The following is a 22,007-nucleotide window of genomic DNA, read 5'->3' as shown; positions in this document are numbered from 1 at the left end:
CATGACACGGCACGAAACGCTTGATCCCGGAAGGGCGAGGATCGCCGGCGGCGTCGCCAGTGATCAAAAACACGATTCCGCGCACAAGCATGTCAGCGGCGAAGCCGTCTATATCGACGACATGCCCGAACCGGCGGGTACGCTGCATGCCTGTCTCGGTCTTTCCGAGGTCGCGCATGGCACGATCACGAGCATGGACCTCTCGAAGGTGCGTGCTGCGCCCGGTGTGGTCACCGTTCTGACGGCAGACGACATTCCCGGCGAAAACGACATCAGCCCCACCGGGCTTCACGACGAACCCATTCTTACAAACGACCTCGTTCAGTTTTTCGGCCAACCCATCTTTGCCGTGATTGCCGAAACGCGCGAAGCGGCGCGGCGCGCCTGCCGTCTCGCGAAGATCGACTATGCGGAAGAACCCGCACTGATCGATATCGCCGATGCCGCGGATGACGCGCGGCTCGTCACCGCGCCGCTGAAGCTTGAACGCGGTGACAGCGCTGCGGCCATTGCCGCTGCCCCGCACACGATCCGCGGTCAGATGCGGGTTGGCGGGCAGGACCATTTCTATCTCGAAGGCCAGATCGCGTTTGCGCTTCCGGGCGAAGACGGTGACGTCACCGTCTTTTCCTCCACCCAGCATCCGAGCGAGGTGCAGCATATGGTGGCTCATGCGCTGGGCGTGTCTTCCCACGCCGTCACCATCGAGGTGCGGCGCATGGGTGGCGGGTTCGGCGGCAAGGAAACGCAGGCCAATTTGTTTGCGGTGATTTCGGCCATCGCGGCCAAGAAGCTGAACCGTCCCGTCAAGCTGCGTCCCGACCGTGACGACGACATGACAGCGACCGGCAAGCGCCACGACTTCCTGATCGACTATGAAGTCGGTTTCGATGATGAGGGTGCCATTCTCGGCGTTGATTTCACCTATGCCGCGCGCTGCGGCTATGCGGCGGATCTCTCCGGTCCGGTGACCGACCGGGCGCTGTTTCACTGCGACAACACCTATTTCTACCCCGCTGCGCGAGCCGTTTCGCGCCCGCTTTATACCAACACCGTGTCCAACACCGCGTTTCGCGGTTTCGGCGGACCGCAGGGCATGGTGGGCGCTGAACGCATCATCGATGAGGTGGCCTTCGCGCTGGGCAAAGACCCGCTCGAAATCCGCAAGAAAAACCTCTACGGCACGGATGACCGCAACGTCACGCCCTATCATCAGACGGTGGAGGACAATGTCGCTGAACGGATCATCGCCGAGCTGGAGGAGAGCAGCGATTATGCCGCGCGCCGACGCGAAATCGCGGCCTTTAACGCGAAAAGCCCGGTCATCAAGCGCGGTCTTGCGCTGACACCGGTGAAATTCGGCATCTCCTTCACGGCCACGCATTTTAACCAGGCCGGGGCGCTGGTGCATGTCTACACGGATGGTTCCGTGCATCTAAACCATGGCGGCACCGAGATGGGGCAGGGGCTCTACACCAAGGTGGCGCAGGTGGTGGCCGAAGAGTTCCAGATCGATATCGATCAGGTGAAGATCACCGCCACGACCACCGGCAAGGTGCCCAATACGTCCGCTACGGCGGCCTCCTCCGGCTCCGATCTGAACGGCATGGCTGCGCAGGATGCGGCGCGCCAGATCAAGACCCGGCTGATCGACTTCGCGTCCGAAGCCCATGACGTGCCGAAGGATCAGGTGGTGTTCCTTCCGGGCCGCGTGCGTATCGGCAACCGCGAAATCCCCTTTGCCGACCTCATCCGCGAGGCCTATATGGCCCGCATCCAGCTTTCCGCAGCGGGTTTCTACAAGACGCCGAAAATCCACTGGGATCGCGACAAGGGACAGGGGCGGCCATTCTATTACTTCGCCTATGGCGCAGCCTGTGCCGAGGTCTCCGTCGACACGCTGACCGGCGAATACATGGTCGAGCGCGTCGATATCCTGCATGAGACAGGCCGCTCGCTGAACCGCGCCATCGACATTGGCCAGATCGAGGGCGGCTTCATTCAGGGCATGGGCTGGCTGACGACGGAAGAACTGGTCTGGGATGGCAAGGGGCGGCTTCGGACCCATGCGCCGTCCACCTACAAGATCCCGCTCACATCCGACCGGCCGAAAGTGTTCAACGTGGCGCTTGCCGACTGGGCGGAAAACGCCGAACCGACGGTGCACCGTTCCAAGGCCGTGGGCGAACCGCCCTTCATGCTCGCCATGTGCGTGCTTCACGCGCTGTCCGATGCGGTGGCGAGCGTTGCCGACCACACGGTCTGCCCGCGTCTCGATGCGCCGGCCACGCCCGAGCGTGTGCTGATGGCGGTGGAGCGCATGAAGGCTGAAGGCGCGCGCTAGGGTCCTGACCCTAGCCTGCGCGCCTTCCTGCCGTTATCGTTCTGTCATGCTTCTGCTTCTTCGCACTGGTCTCTGGTTCGCGTCTTTTCACCGTCACGCATGGGTGCGGAAATGAGCCATCCAACTGAAACCCTTGAGACGTTTCTGGGTGCCTCGCCGTCCGCTGCTCTCGTCGAGGTGCGCGAGGCGAAAGGCTCCACCCCGCGCGAAGAGGGCGCGTGGATGCTGGTTTCGCCAGAAGCGATTTTCGGAACCATCGGTGGCGGCCAGCTCGAATTCATGGCGATTGCCAGGGCGCGCGAACTCATCTCGGAGAATCTTGCAACCGGCGCTTTCGACATTCCGCTGGGACCGGAAATCGGCCAGTGCTGCGGCGGTCGGGTGGCGCTCGACATTCGCCTACTCGATCAGGCTGAGCGCCGGGCGCTTGTGAAGCGCGTCGGCGATGAGGCAGGCGCCTTCCCGCAGGTGATCCTGTTTGGCGGCGGCCATGTCGGCCATGCGCTGGCTGCAGCGCTGACCCCGCTGCCCGTGCGGGTGCTGGTGGTCGAGACCCGCAAGGAAGCGCTTGGGGATTTTCCGGATGATGTGGAGACGCGCCTTACGGCCCTGCCGGAAGAGGCGGTGCGTGAAGCTCCCGCCGGGACGGCCTTCGTGATCCTGACCCACGATCATGCGCTCGACTTTCTGCTGGTTGCCGAGGCGCTCGCACGCGATGACGCAGCCTATGTCGGCATGATCGGCTCCAAAACCAAACGCGCGACCTTCAAGAGCTGGTATCTGAAGAACGGCGGCGATGAACGCCGTTTCGCGCAGCTGACCACCCCCATCGGCGGGAACGCCGTGCACGACAAGCGCCCCGCCGTCATCGCAGCCATGGCGGCTGCGGAGATACTGAGGGCTTTGAACCGCTGATTACTTCACGTCCAGTACATCGCCAATCATGCGCTGGCAGCGGCCTGACATGAAGTCGACCAGAAGCCGCACTTTCGGGTCCTGAAACTTCTTGTGCGGGTAGAGCGCGGCAAGCTTTACCGGCACGGGCGGGGTCTGGGGCAGGACCACCTTAAGCCTTCCATCGCGCAGAAATGGCTCGATCTCGAAGCGGGGCTTGTTGACGATGCCGCGCCCGGCAAGCGCCCAGTCGGTGATCACGTCGCCATCGTCGGAATCGAACGGGCCGCTAACCTCGAACTTTCGCGCGCCTTCCGGCGTCTGCAGCATCCAGAAATGCTCGCGTGCGCCGGGAAAGCGCAGCATCAGGCAATCGTGGCGCTCATCGATCAGTGCTTCGGGTGTCTTCGGTTCGCCGCGCCGTTGCAGATAATCAGGCGCGGCCGCCAGAACGCGCTCGCAATCCATGATGCCGCGCATGCGGAAGGAGGAGTTTTCCAGTATTCCAAGCTTGAAGGCAACGTCGATGCCTTCGCGCATCATGTCGACCTCATGGTCGGAGAGCCGTAAGCGAACCTCGATCTCGGGATATCTGTCGCGGAATTCGGGAATGCCGCTGGCGATCAGCCGTTTGCCGATGCCGAGCGGCGCGGTGACGCGGATCGTGCCGCGCGGCTGGCCGGAAAGATCGGCGACCGAGGCTTCGGCTTCCGCCACCGCTTCGAGAACCTTGCGCGCGCCCTCATAGAAGACGCGGCCCTGTTCGGTGGGGGTGAGCTGGCGCGTGGTGCGGTTGAAGAGCCGCACGCCGAGGTGCTTTTCGAGCTCCTTCACCCGGTTCGAGGCAACGGCCGGAGAAAGCCGCATGTCGCGGCCCGCAGAAGACAGATTGCCGAGTTCCACGACGCGGACAAAAACGGCGATGTTGTCGAGATAGGCCATGCACTGCCCCCAGGTGTTTCGCGCACATTATTTTCCAAAATTTTTTGAAAGTCATCGTGATCTTATCCGCTTTCCGTTTATATCGGGTTCCGTCACCCTGCGCCCGGTGGAGTTGAGGGAACTGGCATGAACGAATACGCGGTTTTGTGGGACTGGCTGTCTTTTGGCGTGCGCTGGCTGCATGTGGTCACGGCCATTGCCTGGATTGGCTCATCCTTCTATTTCATCGCGCTCGATCTGGGGCTGGTGAAGCGGCCGGGCCTGCCCGAGGGCGTGCATGGCGAGGAATGGCAGGTCCATGGCGGCGGCTTCTACCACATCCAGAAATACATGGTCGCGCCGGCCTCCATGCCGGAGCACCTGACCTGGTTCAAATGGGAATCCTATTCCACCTGGCTGTCCGGCTTCGCGCTGCTTGCCATCATCTATTATGCGGGCGCGGATCTCTATCTGGTCGACCGCAATGTGCTCGATGTGCCCGCCTGGGGCGGCATCCTGATCTCGCTCGCCTCCATCGGGCTTGGCTGGCTGCTCTACGACCTTCTGTGCAAATCGCCGCTCGGCAAGAACGACACGGCGCTGATGCTGGTTCTCTATGTGATCCTGGTGGTGATGGCGTGGGGCTATACGCAGCTCTTCACCGGTCGCGCGGCCTTCCTGCACCTGGGCGCTTTCACCGCGACGATCATGACCGCGAATGTCTTCCTGATCATCATCCCCAACCAGAAGATCGTGGTGGCCGATCTGAAGGCGGGACGCACGCCCGACCTGAAACTTGGCCTGCAGGCGAAGCAGCGTTCGCTGCACAACAATTACCTGACGCTGCCCGTCGTCTTCCTGATGCTGTCGAACCATTATCCGCTGGCCTTCGGCACCCAGTTCAACTGGATCATCGCATCGCTCATCTTCATCATCGGCGTGCTGATCCGGCACTATTTCAACACGGTGCACGCCCGCAAGGGCACCCCGCACTGGACCTGGGGGCTGGCCGGCGTTCTCTTCATCATCATCATGTGGCTCTCCACCGTGCCGCAGGTGCTGACGGGCGAGACGAAGCTTTCGGCGACGGGGCAGACCTTCGTCGCCTCGACCCATTTTCCGGCGGTGCGCGACACGGTGATGGGACGTTGCGCCATGTGCCATGCCGCCGTGCCGGGCTATGAGGGCGTGCCCTACCCACCGAAGAATGTTGTGCTCGACACGGATGCTTCTATTGCCGAGCATGCGCGCGAAATCTATCTGCAGGCAGGCCGCAGCCACGCCATGCCGCCCGGCAATGTTTCGGGCATCACGGACGAGGAGCGGCAACTGATCGTTACCTGGTTCGAGGAGGCGCGCTAGCGCATGGCACAGAAACTCATCCGCGGACGGCTCCTGTCGTTCAAAGCCGAACCGCGGAGCATCGACGACCACGACGCCTATCTCTTTGAAGAGGATGGCGCGGTTCTGGTCGAAGATGGCGTTATCCTCGCATCCGGCAGCTTTGCCGAGGTCGCAGCAGGAGCCGAAGCGGGGCACACGGTGGTGGATCATCGCCCGCATCTCATCCTGCCGGGCTTCATCGACGCCCATGCGCATTTCCCGCAGATGCAGGTGATCGCGAGCTATGGCGCCGAGCTTCTGGACTGGCTGAACAACTACACCTTCCCTGAAGAAACCAGGTTCTCCGACATTCAGCACGGCCGGCACATCGCCCGTCTGTTCTTCGATGAGCTGCTGCGCAACGGCACGACCACGGTTGCCGCCTATTGCTCCGTTCACAAGGAAAGCGCGGAGGCGTTTTTCAGCGAGGCGCTGGCGCGCAACATGTGCGTTGTGGGCGGCAAGGTGATGATGGACCGCAACGCGCCGGCCGCACTCACCGACACGCCGCAATCTTCTTACGACGACACGAAGGCGCTAATCGACGAGTGGCACGGCAGGGGCCGGCTCAACTATGCCATCACGCCGCGCTTCGCCATCACCTCCAGCCCCGAGCAGCTGGAGATGGCCGCAGCACTGATGCGCGAATTCCCCGACCTCCACATGCAGACGCATCTCTCCGAAAATCACGACGAGATCGCGCTGACGACGGAGCTTTATCCCGACGCGCCGGACTATACCGGCATCTACGAGCATTACGGCCTGCTCGGCCCCAAGGCGCTGCTCGGCCATTGCATTCATCTTTCAGAGCGCGAGGCGGATGTGCTTTCGGACACGGGCTCGGTCGCCGTGTTCTGCCCCACCTCAAACCTCTTCCTCGGCTCCGGCCTGTTCGACTATCTGCGTTATCGCAAGCGTGAGAAGCCATTGCGGCTGGCCTCGGCGACGGATGTGGGCGGCGGCACCAACTACTCCATGCTGCGCACCATGGATGAGGGTTACAAGGTCATCGCGCTTAATGGCGAGAAGCTGAACCCGCTGGCCTCCTTCTGGCAGATCACGCGCGGCAATGCCGAGGCGCTTTCCCTGTCGGAGCGCGTGGGCACGCTGGAACCGGGCACCGACGCCGATATCGTGGTTCTGAACGCGCGCGCAACGCCGGTTATGGCGCTGCGCATGGAGCGCATCGAAACGCTGGCCGAGGAGCTTTTCCTGCTCCAGACGCTTGCCGATGACCGCGCCATCGTGGAAACCTATGTCGCAGGAGAGGCTGCCAAAAGCGCCTTGTAAGTTCTGGGGGCGCATGTGACCGGCAGCATCGATCCGAAGGCGTTTTTCACAAGACTGTTCGACGCTGCCCTCGCTGCCGCCGACCCGGCCAAAACCATTCGCGCATTCCTACCGGAAAAGCCCCGGGGCCGCACCATCGTGGTCGGGGCCGGCAAGGGTGCCGCGCAGATGGCGGCGGCACTTGAGGACGCCTGGGACGGGCCTCTGGAAGGCGTGGTCGTCACCCGCTACGGCTATGGCGCGCCAACCCGCATGATCGAGGTTCTGGAGGCGGCGCACCCGGTGCCGGATGAGGCGGGCCTTTCCGGTGCGCAGCGTCTCATGGAGAGCGTGACCGGGCTCGGCCCGGACGATCTGGTGATCGCGCTCGTTTGCGGCGGTGGCTCGGCCCTGCTGCCTGCACCCGCAGGCTCCCTGACACTCGCCGACGAGATCGCCGTCAACGAGGCGCTTCTTTCGTCCGGCGCGCCGATCTCGGCCATGAACACGGTGCGCAAGCACATTTCCGCGATCAAGGGCGGCAGGCTGGCCGCTGCTGCTTATCCCGCGCGCGTCGTCTCGCTGATCGTCTCGGACATTCCCGGTGATGACCCGGCACTTGTTTCATCCGGTCCGACCGTGCCCGATATGGCAAGCCGCGCGGATGCGCTCGGCGTGATCGAGACCTATGGCATGCGATTGCCCGATGCGGTGATGCAGCATCTCGCATCACCTGCGGCGGACGCACCAAAGCCGGATGATCCACGTTTTTCAGGCCATGAGGTTCACGTCATCGCCTCGGCCGCGCGCTCGCTGGAGGCGGCCTCCACCGCCGCCGAGGCGCAGGGCGTGCCTGCCGTCATCCTGTCGGATGCGATTGAGGGCGAGGCGCGTGAGGTGGGCAGCGTTCATGCGGCGATTGCCCGTGAGGTGGCGATGCGCGACCGGCCTTTCAGAAAACCGGTCGTGCTGCTTTCGGGCGGTGAAACCACGGTCACGCTGCGCCGAAGCGGCGGGCGCGGCGGGCGCAACACCGAATTTCTTCTGGCGCTTGCACTCGGCATTGAGGGCGTTTCCGGCATCTCGGCTTTCGCCGCCGATACGGATGGCATCGACGGGTCGGAGGAGAATGCCGGCGCCTTTGCCGATCACGGCACCGTCGCGCGGCTGCGCTCTGCCGGCCACGACCCGAAGGCGCTGCTGGCCGCGCATGACGCCTGGGGCGCGTTCGATGCGCTGGGCGATCTGTTCGCGCCGGGGCCAACCGGCACGAATGTCAACGATCTGCGAGCGGTTCTGGTGCGGTGATGCTTACGCGCTTTTGCGCGGGCGCTCTTCCGATTGGTAGACGGACAGGACATGGCCGTCCGGGTCGGCAAATTCGGCAGACCAGCCGCCCGGAGCATGGCTGACAGGCGTCACGATCGTCGCGCCTTTCTCCGCAAGGCCTTCCACGACGGTATCGATGCCACCTTCGGAGAGGTCGAACACCACAATGGGGGTGTTTCCCGGGCGCGACTCCATCTTGAAGAAGATGAGTTCGATATTGTTCTCGATGCTGGCCAGCAGCCAGTCGCCCGTCTCTTCGTCCCCTTCCATCCTCTGGACATTCAGCCCGACCACATCGCGGTAGAACGCTTCGGTGCGGTCAATGTCGGTGACGTAATAGCAGATGTTGCCGATGCGGACGTTGGAAAGCATGTTTGTCTCCTGATGTTACAGTGCCGGTTCTGCTTCTTAATTGCCGCAGGAGCCAGTTTTGTGAGCTTTGGGGTGAGAAAAACTTACCGCAAAGAGGTGTCCGTCCGGATCGTGGCTTGCGAGGAACGCAGAATTGCGACCGGTCAGCGGAAGAAGGTTCTGCCGGATCGTGCCGAAGGCGAGCGTGCCCGCCAGAAGCTTTCCGGGAAGGGGAGCTGCGTCGGGCGAGGCATCGCGCCAACGCTGGCGCAGACCGGCAATACGCTGACGCAGGCTCGCATCGGAAATGCGCAGAAGGTGCCGGATTTCACTGCGCGTATGACCGCCGAGAGCCAGAAGCGCGACAATTCTCTGGCTCCCTGGCAGGCCGGCAAGAAACGCGGTCGGAACATCCCCGTCTTCCGATGGTTCAAAAAGACTTGCGGCGTTCTCACGGGTTGAGCGGCGGGCGGCGGAGCGCCGTTTCGTCGCCGCCACGTTGCGCATGACGCCCTGAAGCCAGGCGCGGTTCTCCACGCATGGGCGGTTGCCGGCAGTCAGTGCGGCGATCAGCGTTTCATGCAGCAGGTCTTCTGCTTCGATCTGGTGCGATGCGTGGCGATGCGCCGTTTTCAGAAGATGGCGATAGGTCGCGGGGGTGAGTTCAAGCCGGGCAGGCATCTCCTGCGCTGTGCGCCTGCTATCCACCGCTCGCTCCCCCATGCTTCCAGTCAGGTGAGGAAGCTACAGGACGCCGCGCGCGCTGCAAGCAAAGACTGAGGCACAGGGCGTGAAATTCAACCGGCGATATCCACCACGCCGCTTTCACCGGTCTCCGAGCCAAAGGCGAGGCGGCGGCCATCACCGTCCCAGGCCATGGCGGTGATCGCGCCCTTGCCCTGCCTGCGCAGAAGAACCTCTTTCTGGTCAGCAAAACGCCCGGCGAGGATCATGCCGTCGGTATAGCCGATGGCGACGATCTCCTCGGTCGGATGGCAGCAGACCTGCGTCACCATCGTGTCGCCGCGGGTCCCCAGCTCAAGCGGCGCTTTGCCCATCGGGCCGTCCTTCGCCTGAAAGGGCCAGACAATGGCTGCCGGCGCTCCGGAAGTGGCGAGCCATTTGCCCTTGGCGCTCCACGAAAAGCTCTTCACCTTTCCCGGATAGCCGGCCATGCGCATGTGCTTGCCATCCGCCAGTTTCCAGCCATGCAGGGCGTTTTCCTGCATGGTGGTGACGAGGAACTTGCCGTCCGGCGAGAAGGTGATGCCGGTGTGAGCACCCGCCCATTCCAGCTCCGTCGGCTTGCCGTCGGTTGCCGGAAAATGCAGCGTCGCGCCATTGTAGCGGGCGACCGCAAGCCGCATCCCCTTCGGCGCGAAGGCGATGCCTTCCACCGAGCGCGGGTGCTGGAATTCGCGCTGTTTTCCATCGGCAAAGCGCACATAGGCGTTGCGCCCGACCGCGAAACCGACCGTGCCCTGCGGACCGGCTGCAACGCTGGTCACCCATTTGCGGCCGATCTCGGCCAGCGTTTCCACCGTGCCGTCAGCCGCGAGTGCTGCGACCCGTCCATCCTCGCCGCCGGTGATAAGGCGTGCATGATCGACGTCGGGGCAGGCGGCCAGCAGCCCGTCATGAACCTCTGCCCATTTGTGGCCATTGTCGAGACGATGCACCACGCCATCGGCCAGCGCGAAATGCGGAATGTCGTTCAGCCAGGCAGTGGCAATGCAATGGCTTTCGAGGTCGAGCGGGGCGACTGTGGGCATGTGGGCAGGTCCTGGGCGATGCCGGTCTATGGATTTTCGTGTGGTGCGGCGCGCGTGGCTCTGTCAGGCCTTATGCCTGACAGGCCTCGAACGTGCGCTGCAGACGCTCGGTGTCGAGGTCGCGACCGATAAAGACGAGCCGCGTCTCACGCTTTTCGTCTTCGCGCCAGGGGCGCTGGTGGTCGCCCTCGATGATCATGTGCACGCCCTGCACCACGAACCGGTCCGGATCGTCCGGGAACGCGATGATGCCCTTGAGGCGCAGAATGCTCGGACCGTCCATCTGCGTGGTCTTCTCGATCCACGGGAAGAACTTCTTCGGGTCCATCTCGCCACCGCGCAGCGAGAGCGATTTCACGCCGGCATCGTGGATCGGTGAGGCAGCGCCATGATCATGCGCGTGGTGATGATGGTCGTGCCCGTGCGCATGATCGTGATGATGATCGTGATGGTCGTGGTCGCAGTCGGGCCCGCACACATGGTCCGGATCGTCGTGATCGAGGAAGTGCGGATCATTGTCGAGCACGCGCTTCAGATCGAACGCGCCGCGGTCCAGAACCTCGGTCAGCGAAACGCCGGCGCGTTCGGCGCGGTGAATGCGGGCCATCGGGTTGATCGCGCGGATCGTTGCCTCGACCGCCGCCAGTTCTTCCGGTGTCACGAGATCGGTCTTGTTGACGATCACGACATCGGCGAACGCGATCTGGTCTTCGGCCTCGTTGGAATCCTTCAGGCGCAGCGGCAGGTGCTTGGCGTCGACCAGAGCGACCACCGCGTCGAGTCGCGTCTTGGCGCGCACATCGTCATCCATAAAGAAGGTTTGCGCCACGGGGGCGGGATCGGCCAGGCCCGTGGTCTCCACGACGATGGCGTCGAACCGGCCCGGACGCCGGGTCAGGCCTTCGACCACCCGCACCAGGTCGCCGCGCACCGTGCAGCACACGCAGCCATTGTTCATTTCGTAGATTTCCTCGTCGGATTCCACGATCAGGTCGTTGTCGATGCCGATCTCGCCGAATTCGTTGACGATCACCGCATAACGCTTGCCGTGGTCTTCGGTGAGAATGCGGTTCAGAAGCGTCGTCTTGCCTGAACCCAGATAGCCGGTCAGCACAGTGACGGGAATCTGTGTCGGGGTGGTTTCGCTGGGCGTCTCGGTCTGAACGTCGGACATGATTTCTCGCAAAACTTGAAAGGTTTCTCGACTATATAAGACGGCGTCCGGGCGATTGCACGGTCAGTGTTCGAAGTGGGAAATGTCGAACCGGTCGACATCGTGAAGCAGATCCAGGAAGCCGGCCACGCTGTGGGCGATGATACGTTTTCCTGCTTCTGCGCTCGCCGCTGCTGCGTTGCCGGTGACGCCCTCGCGGGCAAGGTCGCGCATCATCCAGCCGAAAGCATGAGGGCCGTAGGCGCGCAAATGTGTGAAATCGCGGCAAAAGTCGGCCTGGGCGGATTTGAAGTCCGCGGCCTTTCGCATGTCCACCATGTCGGGGCGCAATGCCAGCATGACGGAGGTTTCGATAAACCCACCGTGGATGCCAAAAGCGCGCTCTTCCCTGGAGACAAGATCCTGCGGATAACCAAAGCGCGTCCAGCTCGTGGCAGCGGCCAGCATGCCGAATCGCACGCGCAGCTCAGTCGTTACAATGGTGAGCAAAGGTGAGTTGCCACCATGGGCGTTGAGAATGACGAGTTTGCGCAGACCGGCCCTGAACTGGGCCTCCCCGATGCCGATCCACCGATTGGCGGCTTCTTCGAATGTCATGGAATGCGTTTGAGAGGAATCGGAATGCTCGATCGAGTAGCCAATCTTCTCGACTGGAAGAAAAACAATATCGAGATTTTCTGGAATTTCCTTTTTGACTGCCTCTACAATGCCTTGCGCAATGATCCAGTCAGTCTCGGGTGGCAGATGAGGGCCATGCTGTTCAGTCGCACCTATTGGCAGGATCGCTATTTTCTTTGCCGGCGTAGGTTTATTTTCTTGTGTGTTCACAGCATGTCTCGCGATCTATCAAGACAATTGGCAGGCAAAACTTTTATACGAAAGTAGAGCATAATTATTTGTCTGGGTAAGAGCAATCTATGGTTGCAATGGGATTCGTTAGAGCTATTTTGTTCAAGGGGCGTTCTATCTTATCGTTGAGGATGTCTAAAGGGGAGTTTTTATGGCCAAAGCTGTAAAGGGCGCGACAATTGGTTTGCTACAGTCGGCCGCTCGGCTTTCACGCACCGCTCTGGCCGAGCGGCTTCTGGAGCATGGGCTATATGCGGGGCAAGACAAGTTAATGCTGGCGTTATCGGTGGAGAATGGGCAGACGCCCAGCCAGCTTGCCACTCTTTTAGGTGTGCGTCCGCCGACAATTACCAAAACCATCAACCGACTGACGAATCAGGGCTTTCTTGAAAAGCGATTATCGCAGGAAGACGGACGCCGGGCGTATGTTTTCTTAACCGAAGAAGGAGAGCAGGCCATCCGGTCCATTGAGAAGTCGGTGCGCAAGACCGAAAAAATTGCGCTTAGAGGATTCGACAAGAAAGAGCAGAGGGTCTTGACGCGCCTTCTCTTCAAAGTCGAAGCGAATCTGAACGGCACCAGTTTTGACGATGTCGATGATGAAGACAGTATCGAGGTCGAAGCCTAGCATCTGATCGTCCAGCCTGTTTCCCGCAGAACCGACCCGATTTCGCTGAAAGGCGACGTTGCGGCCGCGTATCCTGATTGACCTTATGGCCGTCCGTGGCGTAAGCAGGTCTTTAAACAGTTTAGCAGGGTGCGACTGCGGGCCCGTCGCAGCACGAGCGGGCGGTGCGATCATGGATTGCGTTGCGCCTGGTGGTTAAGGCCATCTGCACGTTGGGGGGATTCAGGCTGGCGCAGAAGATCAAGCTTTCCACCATCGCCGAGGCGCTTGGCGTCTCCACGGCAACCGTTTCTCTGGCTTTGCGTGACAGTCCGCTGGTCGCTGATGCAACGCGTCAGCGGATCAAGGAGCATGCGCGCGAAATCGGTTATATCTACAACCGGCGCGCAGCGAGCCTGCGGACCTCCCGATCCGGCATTATCGGGGTCGTTGTTCATGACATCATGAACCCGTTCTTTGCTGAGATTCTGCGCTCGATCGAGACCGAACTTGACCGGTCGCGGCAGACCTTTCTCCTGTCCAACCATTACGACCAGCTGGAAAAGCAGCGCACATTCATCGACACGCTTTTGCAACTGGGGGCCGACGGAGTCATCATGTCGCCGGCTATCGGTACGCCGCCACAGGATATTCGCCTTGTGGAGGAAAATGGTTTGCCGACAGTGCTTATCGCCCGATCCGTCGAAGGTGCGCGGGTGCCGGTCTTTCGTGGCGACGATGCCTATGGCACCGGGCTTGCGACCAATCACCTGATCTCGCTTGGACACACGCGCATTGCCATGATCGGCGGCACGGACCAGACGTCGACCGGCCGCGACCGGTATCAGGGCTACGTGGATGCGATGGCCAAGGCGGGGCTGGAGATCAAGCCGCAGTGGCGGTTTCCGGGGCCACGCACCAAGCAGGCCGGCTTCGAGATTGCCGGGGCGTTTCTCGCGCTCAAGGACAAGCCCACAGCGGCGGTCTGCTGGAACGATCTCGTGGCCATCGGTCTCATGAACGGCATTGCCCGTGCCGGACTTGTACCCGGCGTCGACATCTCTGTAACCGGATATGACGATCTTGAAGAGGCGGCAATTGCCACACCTGCACTGACCACCGTCTGGAACGGGCAGCGGGATGTGGGGCGTCGGGCGGCGCGCGTTCTGCTCGACAGATTGAACGGGGCTGAGGTGAATCCGGCTCAGGAGCTTATCAAGCCGGAGCTTCATGTGCGCCAGTCGACCGGCAAGCCGGTCGAGCGCTGAACCATCTTGCGGATAAATCGCCGGCTCATCTAATCGGGAGGAATGATTTGGCTGAAACACGAGACATCGCCATCCTGGTTCCGGGCGTGCTGCATCCACATGCGAAGGAGCGCATTGCCGGGCGTTTCGAACTCGTAGCGCTCGAGAGGGCGGATCCGGCCCTTGTAACGGAAGAGATGGCCGCAAGAGTGCGCGGCATGGCAGCCATGACGACGGTCGAGGCAGGCTTCATCGACGCATTGCCTCATCTGGAGATCATCGCCAATTTTGGTGTCGGCTATGACGCGGTGGATGCCGCGCATGCCGGTCGCTGCGATGTTATGGTGACCAACACGCCCGACGTTCTCACGGAGGAGGTCGCCGACACCGCGGTGGGCCTGCTTCTCAACACGGTGCGCGAACTGCCGCGCGCGGAGACATGGCTGCGTGAGGGGCGCTGGGCGCGCGAAGGGGCCTATCGATTTTCGCGTGGTTCGCTGCGCGGGCGGACAGTTGGCATTTTCGGCATGGGGCGCATCGGCCGCGCCATCGCGCAGCGGCTTGCCGCCTTTGGTCTGCCGATTGCCTATCACAACCGCCGGAAACTCGATGACGTGCCCTATGTTTATCACGATACGCTTCCGGGACTTGCTGCGGCCGTCGATACCCTGATCTGTGTCGCCCCGGGAGGGCCGGAAACACACAGGGCCGTCAATGCCGAGGTGTTTGCGGCACTGGGCGCAAACGGCGTTTTCGTCAACATCGGCCGTGGCAGCACGGTAGACGAGGCCGCACTGATCCAGGCGTTGCAGAAGGGCACGATCTTCGCGGCGGGTCTGGATGTGTTCGAGAACGAGCCGCATGTGCCGGAGGCATTGATCGCGCAGGAGAATGCATCGCTTCTACCGCACGTGGGATCGGCCTCGGTTGCGACACGTCAGGCCATGGCGGATCTGGTGGTCGATAATCTTGTCGCCTGGTTCACGCAGGACCGGGCAATCACACCTGTTCCCGAGACGGGCCATGTGAAGCGCCGGAGCGTCTCGCGGTCTGTCGGATGACGCGGAAGGGCCGCACGGCTCCCTAATTCGGCTAGGTGCATGACGCCTTAAAGTTGTAGTCGTTAGCGATCGATTAACCAGAAAAATGGAAGCTCCCGGGACGATATTCCTGTGACGATGGAGCTCTGATTTCATGAAACTGGTTATGTCAGGGGCGCTGGTCTTGGCGCTGGTGGGTTCGTTCGGCTATTTTTCCGGGCAGGATGCGACGGGCAATGCCCTGGATCCGGACCGAGAGGAGACTGGCCCTGCAGCCACTTCCCAGTTCACGTTGACGGGTATCGGTGTCAACGAGGTCTGCCGTGTGCGCCATGCGCCGGGAGAGGGGAGCACGCAGCTTGATCTCGACCGAAGCTGTGCTCGGATACTGCCGCGTCTTGCCGACGCCCGCATCTGGGAGGAGCGGCCTGACGGGACGGTTGTCTTCGTCTCGGCGGCAGGCGAGGCGCTGGTGGAGTTTTACCCGGGCGATGGCGCAGCCTATGAATCGCTGCGCCCGCGAACGCCCCTGCTCAGCCTGTATCGGGAAAACTGATCACTCAGCCGCGATGCCCGCTCTCTCGCGGTTCGCGGCGTGGCGGCGGACGGCTTCGCCGAACGCCCTGAAGATCCGTGCCGAGGAATCGTCCCTGTGCGCCCAGTATTCGGGATGCCACTGGACACCGACGGCGAAGCCGGGCGCCTCCTTCACGGAGACGGCCTCCACCGTGCCATCGTCTGCCACTGCCTCGACCTGAAGACGCGGAGCGGGCCTATCCACGCCCTGTCTGTGAACTGAGTTCACACGGACCTCGGACGTGTCGAATATGCGTGCGAGGCAGCCGCCAGGCGCCACTTTCACCGTCTGGCGGATGGCGAAACGTGTGTCGTGACCGGCCTCCTGCGGTCCGCGATGATCGAAAGCGCCTTCGCGTTCGTGAATCTCCGTTGCGAGCGTTCCGCCGAGCGCCACGTTCAGTTCCTGGATCCCGCGGCAGATGGCCAGCAGCGGCACACCCTTCTCGATGGCCTTGCGGATAAGAGGGAGGGTGGTGGCGTCGCGGGCATGGTCGTAGGGACCGTTCTCTTCACTGGCTTCCCCACCGTAGAGTTCGGGATAGACGTTTGACTTCGATCCCGTCACGAGCACGCCGTCAACGGTTTCCAGCAGGCTGTCCAGATCGAGCCTGTCGCCGAGCGAGGGAAGCAGCACCGGCAGTACGCCGGCGGTGGAGACGGCGGCGTCGAGATAGGGCTGTGGCGTGGCATGCCACGTGTAGTTCTCGAAATCCTTTGCATCCGTCGAGACGGCGATCAGTGGGGTGCGCATTCGATAATCCGTTTTCTGGCGGTCGCTCTCAGAGATCGGAATGTAGACATTCCGCGCGCCTTTCCAATGGGCAGTTTCGGGATTTCGTTGGGCCTTCGACATTGGTCGCAGAACAGGGATCACACGCTGGACTTGGGACGCCATGCATGCATTGATACCTGTGGTTTTCGGTGCCCGATATAAGCAAACAGCGTGGGGGCGGCGAAGCCGGCATGAAGCCGGGTGCCAAAGGCACTGCGGCAGACGGTTCCAGAATGGGAGGAGAACATATGGACCGCAGAACCTTCTTCAAGAAGGCAGGCATGGCAGGAACGGGCGTTGCCGCTGCGTCGGCGCTGGCCTCACCCGCCATAGCCCAGTCAATGCCAAAGATCACCTGGCGCTGCACGTCTTCGTTCCCGAAGGCGCTGGATACGATCTATGGCGCAGCCGAAACAATGGCCGAATTCGTGAAAGGGGCAACGGACGGCAATTTCGAGATTCAGATCTTCGCTGCGGGCGAGATCGTGCCCGGCCTTCAGGCGGCGGATGCGGCGGCTGCCGGCACCGTCGAAATGGCGCATACGGCGTCATATTATTACTGGGGCAAGGATGCGACCTACGCGCTGGGCACAGCCATCCCGTTCGGGCTCAACTATCGCCAGCAGAACGCCTGGCTTTATTATGGCGGCGGCAATGAGCTGTTGAACGAGTTCTACCACACCGAGGGGCTCCACACTCTTCCGTGTGGCAATACCGGTGCGCAGATGGGCGGCTGGTTCCGCAAGGAGATCAACACCGTTGAAGATCTCAAGGGCCTCAAGATGCGCATCGGTGGCATGGGCGGCAAGATCATCGAGAAGCTCGGCGTGGTTCCCCAGCAGATCGCCGGTGGCGACATCTACCCCGCGCTCGAGAAAGGCACGATCGACGCGACCGAGTGGGTCGGCCCCTATGACGATCAGAAGCTCGGCTTCAACAAGGTCGCCCAGTACTACTACTATCCGGGATGGTGGGAAGGCGGTCCGGTCCTGAACGCCATGTTCAACAAGGCAAAGTGGGATGAACTGCCGGCGGCCTATCAGTCGGTGCTCGATGCGGCCTGTCGTGCAGCCAATGCCGACATGATGGCGAGCTACGATTATAAGAACCCGGCGGCTTTGCGTCAGTTGGTGGCGGACGGTGCGCAGCTCCGCCCGTTCAGTCAGGAAATCCTCGAGGCGTGCTACAACGCTGCGATGGAAACCTATGACGAGATCAACGCGTCAAATCCCACCTTCAAGAAGATCTACGACAATCAGCTGGCGTTCAAAAAGGATGCATATCTCTGGGCGCAATTGTCCGAGTATACGTTTGATACCTTCATGATGATCCAGCAGCGCGCTGGTAAGCTCTGATCTGCCCCTGAAACTGCAGGAAAACCCCGGAGTGCCGCTCCGGGGTTTTCTTTTGCAGGCTTGCCGTTCAGTCAAAACTCGGCGGCTGGCTCAGATCCGGGCCAGCGGGGGCTGCCGGCTGCTCCTGTGGCGTCTCGCCCGGGGCGTCAGGGGGTTGTGTGCCGAGCGGTGGCAGACCGCCGATGCCCGGCAGCTGCAGTCCGTTGTTCTGTTGCCCGTTTCCGTCCCCTGGAGCGGTGGGTGGTGAACCGAACGGGGAGCCGCCCAGCCCGCCCGGCAGACCGAATGCGGGCCCTCCGTCGCTGCCGCCACCGAAGGTGGGAATGGTGATCTCAACCTCGTTCGGATCGACGGTGCTCTCCTGCTTGTAGTGCGTGACAAGGCCGGGAAACGCGATCACCAGGATGATCATCAGAAACTGGATGATGATGAAGGGGATGGCACCCTTGTAGATCTCCGTCGTCTTGACGGCGGGCAGGATGCGGCCGGAAACTTCGTCTTTCCATTCCTTCATCGGCGCGATCGATCTCAGATAGAACAGCGAGAAGCCGAAGGGCGGGGTCAGGAACGATGTCTGCAGATTGATGCCGAGAATGACGCCAAACCAGATCAGGTCGATGCCGAGCGTCTCGGCGGCGGGTACCAGGAGCGGGACCATGATGAAGGCGATCTCGAAGAAGTCGAGAAAGCAGCCGAGAATGAAGACGATGACGGTGACGGTAAGCAGGAAGCCGATTTCGCCGCCAGGCAGCGCCAGAAGAAGTTCCTCGATCCAGACATTGCCGTTGATCCCGTAGAAGGTCAGGCCGAAGACACGCGCGCCAATCAGGATGAACATCACGAAGGCGGCAAGCTTCGTCGTGGCGTCCAGCGCCTGTTTGAGGACGGAAAAGGACAGCCTGCGCTTGATCAGGGCCAGCACGAGTGCGCCGGTTGCTCCCATGGCACCGCCTTCGGTCGGTGTGGCGATGCCGAGAAAGATGGTTCCAAGGACGAGAAAGATCAGCGCCAGGGGCGGGATCAGCACGATCACAACCTGCTCGGCGAGCCGTGAAAGAATGTTCAGTTTCAGATGGCGATTGGCAAGACTGAGGGCGAGAGCGAAGACCGTTGCCGTCGTGGCCGCCCAGACAAGTCTGACTTCGCTGCGCATATCGGCGAAAACGGTGTGATACGTGGCCAGGTAGATGCCGACCGACGCAGCCAGCAGGAGGGCCAGAGAGGTCACGCCACCGCCGAGCGTGCGTGTTTCCGGCGGCAGGGCCGGAGCCCAGTGCGGTTTGATGATGGTGACGGCAAAGACAAGCAGGCAGTAGGTGCCGATAATGGCGAGGGCCGGCAGAAGCGCGCCCACATACATGTCTCCCACGGAACGGCCGAGCTGATCGGCCATCACGATCAGGACGAGCGATGGGGGGACGATTTGCGCCAGCGTGCCGGACGCGGCGATGGTGCCGGTGGCAAAGCCGCGATTATAGTTGTAGCGCATCATGATCGGCAGCGAGATGAGCCCCATCGCGATCACCGATGCGGCGACGACCCCTGTCGTTGCGGCGAGGAGGGCGCCCACCAGCACTGCGGCGTAGGCAAGCCCGCCACGCACCGGCCCGAAGAGCTGGCCGATCGTGTCAAGCAGGTCTTCGGCCATCCGGGAGCGCTCCAGGATCAGCCCCATAAAGGTGAAAAACGGAATGGCGAGCAGCGTGTCGTTGTACATGATCCCGTAGATGCGCTCGGGATGTGACTGCAGCAGCGGCCAGAAAAGACGGATTTCGCTGGAGATATGTGAGAGTTCAACACCGAACACGAAGAAGAGGAGGCCGCCGGCAGCCAGTGTGAAGGCAACCGGATAGCCGATCAGCAGCATCGCCATGACGGTGACGAACATGATGGGCGCGAGATTGTGCGCGATCAGGTCAATCATCGCGCTTCTCCTCCATCTCAATGGCTGCTTCTGCGGCCGGATGCATTTCATGTTGCGGGTTCGGTTCGTCGATCAGACCGCGCAGGACCGCGTATCGCTTGACGATCTCGGAGATGGCCTGCGCCGTCAAAAGGATGAAGCCGGCAAGGACCATGAATTTGGCGGGCCAGATGATCAGGCCGCTCGCATTGGCGGAAATCTCGCCCGAGATGAAGGAACGCTGAAACCAGGGCCAGCTCAGCCAGACGATCAGCGATACGAATGGAAGCAGGAAGAAGACGTGGCAGAAAAGGTCGATCCAGTCCCGGGTCCGTTTCGTGAACAGGCTCGAAACGATGTCGATGCGGATGTGCTCATTGCGCTGCAACGTATAGGCGGACGCCAGCAGGAACACGGTGCCGTAGAGGTACCATTGCAGTTCGAGCAGGCTGTTGGAAGCCCTCGGTATCGGCAGGTAGGCGGGCAGGCCGTCTCCCAGAAAGCGGATGATGGCATTATAGGCAGAGACCAGCACCGCAACCAGGATCAGCCACGAAACCTGCTTTCCGATGAATTGATTAATAGCGTCAATCAGGCGCGAAAGGCCAAGAAGCCCCGCCATGCTTTCCTCCCAGCAATGTGTTCCCCCCGGATCGTTTTTGTGATTCTCGGGCCTTATGCTTTGTCTTGCATCTGCAGCCTGCCTTCAAGTGAGCCAAAAGTCGACATTGAAACACGCAGGCAGGTGATACGGAGTGGCGCGGCGCTCGCGGCGTGCCCAAAAATGCAGCCAGGAGGGCTGATGCCCCACCTCATTGCTCTTGTGTAGACTGTGTTCATATTAGCGGGGCCTGGCTCTAGACAGTTATGCTTGTGCGTGTATTGATGAGTTTCCGCTGTGCCGGAGCATGTTAACTACGGCGCTGTAGTAAAGTTGAAGAGGCCGTTCTGCGGCCCTTTTTTTCGCTTGATGTTCTTTTGGGAGGTATTCATGGATCGTCGTTCTTTCCTCAGGAAAGCGGGACTGGCCGGTGCCGGCGCGGGCGCTGCCGCGTTAGCCACGCCTGCGGTCGCGCAGGGCAACCAGACCTGGCGCATGGTCACCACGTGGCCGAAGAATTTTCCGGGCCTGGGTGTTGGCGCCCAGCGGCTTGCAGATCGCATCACGGCAGCTTCGGACGGTCGGCTGACCGTGCAGGTTTATTCGGCGGGTGAACTCGTTCCGCCGCTTCAGTCGCTCGATGCCGTTATCGATGGTTCGGCCGAGATGAGCCACGGTGCGGCGTATTACTGGCAGAACAAGAGCCCGGCCCTGTCATTCTTCACGGGTGTGCCCTACGGCATGACCTCGCGTGAAATGGCGGCGTGGGTTCGCTATATGGGCGGTCAGGAAATCTGGGACGAGATCTACGACCAGTTCGGCGTTCAGGGCTTTCTGTCCGGCGATACGGGCACACAGGCCGGTGGCTGGTTCCGCGAGGAGCTGACGGGTCTCGATTCCGTAAAAGGTCTGCGCTTCCGCACGCCGGGCCTCGGCGGCCGGGTATGGGAGAAGCTTGGCGCGACGGTGACCAACATGGCTGCCGGCGAAATCTTCCAGGCGCTACAGTCGGGCACGCTCGATGCGGCCGAGTTCGTCGGCCCCTACAACGATCTGGCGCTCGGTTTCTACCAGGTTGCCAAGAATTACTACTTCCCGAGCTTTGTGGAACCGGGTCTGGCAACCGAGCTGGTGGTCAACAAGTCCAAGTATCAGGAGCTGCCCTCCGACCTGCAGGCGATCGTCAAGGATGTCTGCCAGGCGGAATATGATCAGGTGGCTTCGGACTTCTACGCCAATGATCCGCGTGCCCTGAAGACACTGGTCGACGAGCACGGCGTCAATGTGCGCCAGTTCCCCGACGATATCGTTGAGGCAGGTGCGAAGGCAGCGGCCGAGATTCTCGGCGAGCTGCGCGATTCCGGCGATGCGCTGACGAAGAAGACGACGGAGAGCTTCATCGAGTCGCTCAACATCCTGCGCACCCGCACGGAAGGCACGGACGGTGCTTTCGTCGAGGCTCGCAAGAAATACTTCTCGATCTGACAAGGTTCAGGTTTGACGAAAAAGCCCGGCATCGCGCCGGGCTCAGACCACTGACAAACCCCGTCGATTTTCGGCGGGGTTTTGTTCAAGTGTGTGCGGTTTCTGGTTTTTGCCTGTCAGGAACAGGCGTCA

General features: G+C 61.6%; 20 protein-coding genes. 11 read left to right on the top strand and 9 right to left on the bottom strand.

Annotation, left to right across the window (positions count from 1 at the left end):
• Position 1 precedes the first annotated feature (1 nt).
• Positions 2-2,344, top strand: coding sequence for a xanthine dehydrogenase molybdopterin binding subunit (gene xdhB, locus AC07E3_RS20645; RefSeq protein ID WP_478364543.1), 2,343 nt, complete (start codon positions 2-4; stop codon positions 2,342-2,344).
• Between the two features lie 111 nt (positions 2,345-2,455).
• Positions 2,456-3,259, top strand: coding sequence for a xanthine dehydrogenase accessory protein XdhC (gene xdhC, locus AC07E3_RS20640; protein ID WP_478364541.1), 804 nt, complete (start codon positions 2,456-2,458; stop codon positions 3,257-3,259).
• Here xdhC and AC07E3_RS20635 read toward each other — a convergent pair whose 3' ends face one another.
• Positions 3,260-4,180: a LysR family transcriptional regulator gene (locus tag AC07E3_RS20635; RefSeq protein WP_336069093.1), complete on the bottom strand. Its 921-nt coding sequence runs from the start codon at positions 4,178-4,180 to the stop codon at positions 3,260-3,262. It abuts the gene before it with no gap.
• Between the two features lie 126 nt (positions 4,181-4,306).
• Between AC07E3_RS20635 and AC07E3_RS20630 the strand changes: the two genes are divergently transcribed.
• From AC07E3_RS20630 to AC07E3_RS20620, 3 genes are read left to right on the top strand one after another with little or no spacing between them, the layout of a single operon-like run.
• On the top strand, positions 4,307-5,521 hold the full coding sequence (locus AC07E3_RS20630) for a urate hydroxylase PuuD (protein WP_478364539.1): 1,215 nt from the start codon (positions 4,307-4,309) through the stop codon (positions 5,519-5,521).
• Between the two features lie 3 nt (positions 5,522-5,524).
• A complete protein-coding gene (gene guaD, locus AC07E3_RS20625; RefSeq protein ID WP_478364538.1) occupies positions 5,525-6,832 on the top strand; it encodes a guanine deaminase in 1,308 nt (435 codons plus the stop codon).
• 15 nt (positions 6,833-6,847) lie between these two features.
• Positions 6,848-8,119 carry a glycerate kinase type-2 family protein gene (locus AC07E3_RS20620; RefSeq protein ID WP_478364536.1) on the top strand — a complete coding sequence of 424 codons (1,272 nt, stop codon included), beginning with the start codon at positions 6,848-6,850 and terminating at the stop codon, positions 8,117-8,119.
• Positions 8,120-8,122: 3 nt separating this feature from the next.
• On the opposite strand, the gene AC07E3_RS20615 is transcribed toward AC07E3_RS20620, so the two are convergent.
• The 5 genes from AC07E3_RS20615 to AC07E3_RS20595 all read right to left on the bottom strand — a co-directional run bounded on the left by AC07E3_RS20615 (position 8,123) and on the right by AC07E3_RS20595 (position 12,265).
• Positions 8,123-8,512, bottom strand: a complete 390-nt coding sequence (locus tag AC07E3_RS20615; RefSeq protein ID WP_336069102.1) for a VOC family protein — start codon at positions 8,510-8,512, stop codon at positions 8,123-8,125.
• A gap of 36 nt (positions 8,513-8,548) precedes the next feature.
• Complete coding sequence (locus AC07E3_RS20610) at positions 8,549-9,199, bottom strand: RNA polymerase sigma factor (RefSeq protein ID WP_478364533.1); 651 nt, start codon at positions 9,197-9,199, stop codon at positions 8,549-8,551.
• 89 nt (positions 9,200-9,288) lie between these two features.
• On the bottom strand, positions 9,289-10,263 hold the full coding sequence (locus AC07E3_RS20605) for a WD40 repeat domain-containing protein (protein ID WP_478364531.1): 975 nt from the start codon (positions 10,261-10,263) through the stop codon (positions 9,289-9,291).
• A 70-nt stretch (positions 10,264-10,333) separates the two neighbouring features.
• A complete protein-coding gene (locus tag AC07E3_RS20600) occupies positions 10,334-11,437 on the bottom strand; it encodes a CobW family GTP-binding protein (protein WP_223006230.1) in 1,104 nt (367 codons plus the stop codon).
• Positions 11,438-11,500: 63 nt separating this feature from the next.
• Positions 11,501-12,265, bottom strand: a complete 765-nt coding sequence (locus AC07E3_RS20595) for a creatininase family protein (RefSeq protein WP_478364529.1) — start codon at positions 12,263-12,265, stop codon at positions 11,501-11,503.
• A 172-nt stretch (positions 12,266-12,437) separates the two neighbouring features.
• Between AC07E3_RS20595 and AC07E3_RS20590 the strand changes: the two genes are divergently transcribed.
• The 4 genes from AC07E3_RS20590 to AC07E3_RS20575 all read left to right on the top strand — a co-directional run bounded on the left by AC07E3_RS20590 (position 12,438) and on the right by AC07E3_RS20575 (position 15,736).
• Entirely contained in the window at positions 12,438-12,914 is a 477-nt protein-coding gene (locus tag AC07E3_RS20590) for a MarR family winged helix-turn-helix transcriptional regulator (protein ID WP_478364527.1), read from the top strand.
• A gap of 227 nt (positions 12,915-13,141) precedes the next feature.
• A complete protein-coding gene (locus AC07E3_RS20585) occupies positions 13,142-14,161 on the top strand; it encodes a LacI family DNA-binding transcriptional regulator (protein WP_336069724.1) in 1,020 nt (339 codons plus the stop codon).
• 47 nt (positions 14,162-14,208) lie between these two features.
• Positions 14,209-15,201: a 2-hydroxyacid dehydrogenase gene (locus AC07E3_RS20580; protein ID WP_478364525.1), complete on the top strand. Its 993-nt coding sequence runs from the start codon at positions 14,209-14,211 to the stop codon at positions 15,199-15,201.
• Between the two features lie 133 nt (positions 15,202-15,334).
• The gene (locus AC07E3_RS20575) at positions 15,335-15,736 is read left to right on the top strand and encodes a hypothetical protein (RefSeq protein ID WP_478364523.1); all 402 of its coding nucleotides are present in this window, start codon (positions 15,335-15,337) and stop codon (positions 15,734-15,736) included.
• On the opposite strand, the gene AC07E3_RS20570 is transcribed toward AC07E3_RS20575, so the two are convergent.
• Positions 15,737-16,510: a gamma-glutamyl-gamma-aminobutyrate hydrolase family protein gene (locus AC07E3_RS20570; protein WP_065815823.1), complete on the bottom strand. Its 774-nt coding sequence runs from the start codon at positions 16,508-16,510 to the stop codon at positions 15,737-15,739. It abuts the gene before it with no gap.
• Between the two features lie 269 nt (positions 16,511-16,779).
• On the opposite strand from AC07E3_RS20570, the gene AC07E3_RS20565 reads away from it, so the two are divergent.
• Positions 16,780-17,886 carry a TRAP transporter substrate-binding protein gene (locus AC07E3_RS20565; RefSeq protein ID WP_065815822.1) on the top strand — a complete coding sequence of 369 codons (1,107 nt, stop codon included), beginning with the start codon at positions 16,780-16,782 and terminating at the stop codon, positions 17,884-17,886.
• Between the two features lie 67 nt (positions 17,887-17,953).
• Here AC07E3_RS20565 and AC07E3_RS20560 read toward each other — a convergent pair whose 3' ends face one another.
• On the bottom strand, positions 17,954-19,810 hold the full coding sequence (locus AC07E3_RS20560; protein WP_336069122.1) for a TRAP transporter large permease: 1,857 nt from the start codon (positions 19,808-19,810) through the stop codon (positions 17,954-17,956).
• Entirely contained in the window at positions 19,803-20,411 is a 609-nt protein-coding gene (locus AC07E3_RS20555) for a TRAP transporter small permease subunit (protein ID WP_065815820.1), read from the bottom strand. Before AC07E3_RS20555 ends, AC07E3_RS20560 begins: the two co-directional genes overlap by 8 nt.
• A gap of 369 nt (positions 20,412-20,780) precedes the next feature.
• On the opposite strand from AC07E3_RS20555, the gene AC07E3_RS20550 reads away from it, so the two are divergent.
• Positions 20,781-21,875 carry a TRAP transporter substrate-binding protein gene (locus AC07E3_RS20550; protein ID WP_478364520.1) on the top strand — a complete coding sequence of 365 codons (1,095 nt, stop codon included), beginning with the start codon at positions 20,781-20,783 and terminating at the stop codon, positions 21,873-21,875.
• The last annotated feature ends 132 nt before the right edge of the window (positions 21,876-22,007 follow it).

The organism is Nitratireductor lacus, from assembly GCF_056431025.1.
Note: the sequence above shows the minus strand (reverse complement) of the source record. Positions and strands in the feature narration are given on the sequence as shown.

Coding starts and splice junctions, on each gene's coding strand:
- AC07E3_RS20600 (WP_223006230.1), bottom strand. CDS start 11,437: ATGTCCGACGTTCAGACCGAGACGCCCAGCGAAACCACCCCGACACAG.
- AC07E3_RS20630 (WP_478364539.1), top strand. CDS start 4,307: ATGAACGAATACGCGGTTTTGTGGGACTGGCTGTCTTTTGGCGTGCGC.
- AC07E3_RS20555 (WP_065815820.1), bottom strand. CDS start 20,411: ATGGCGGGGCTTCTTGGCCTTTCGCGCCTGATTGACGCTATTAATCAA.
- AC07E3_RS20575 (WP_478364523.1), top strand. CDS start 15,335: ATGAAACTGGTTATGTCAGGGGCGCTGGTCTTGGCGCTGGTGGGTTCG.
- AC07E3_RS20570 (WP_065815823.1), bottom strand. CDS start 16,510: ATGCGCACCCCACTGATCGCCGTCTCGACGGATGCAAAGGATTTCGAG.
- AC07E3_RS20635 (WP_336069093.1), bottom strand. CDS start 4,180: ATGGCCTATCTCGACAACATCGCCGTTTTTGTCCGCGTCGTGGAACTC.
- AC07E3_RS20550 (WP_478364520.1), top strand. CDS start 20,781: ATGGATCGTCGTTCTTTCCTCAGGAAAGCGGGACTGGCCGGTGCCGGC.
- AC07E3_RS20560 (WP_336069122.1), bottom strand. CDS start 19,810: ATGATTGACCTGATCGCGCACAATCTCGCGCCCATCATGTTCGTCACC.
- xdhB (WP_478364543.1), top strand. CDS start 2: ATGACACGGCACGAAACGCTTGATCCCGGAAGGGCGAGGATCGCCGGC.
- guaD (WP_478364538.1), top strand. CDS start 5,525: ATGGCACAGAAACTCATCCGCGGACGGCTCCTGTCGTTCAAAGCCGAA.
- xdhC (WP_478364541.1), top strand. CDS start 2,456: ATGAGCCATCCAACTGAAACCCTTGAGACGTTTCTGGGTGCCTCGCCG.
- AC07E3_RS20615 (WP_336069102.1), bottom strand. CDS start 8,512: ATGCTTTCCAACGTCCGCATCGGCAACATCTGCTATTACGTCACCGAC.
- AC07E3_RS20590 (WP_478364527.1), top strand. CDS start 12,438: ATGGCCAAAGCTGTAAAGGGCGCGACAATTGGTTTGCTACAGTCGGCC.
- AC07E3_RS20565 (WP_065815822.1), top strand. CDS start 16,780: ATGGACCGCAGAACCTTCTTCAAGAAGGCAGGCATGGCAGGAACGGGC.
- AC07E3_RS20605 (WP_478364531.1), bottom strand. CDS start 10,263: ATGCCCACAGTCGCCCCGCTCGACCTCGAAAGCCATTGCATTGCCACT.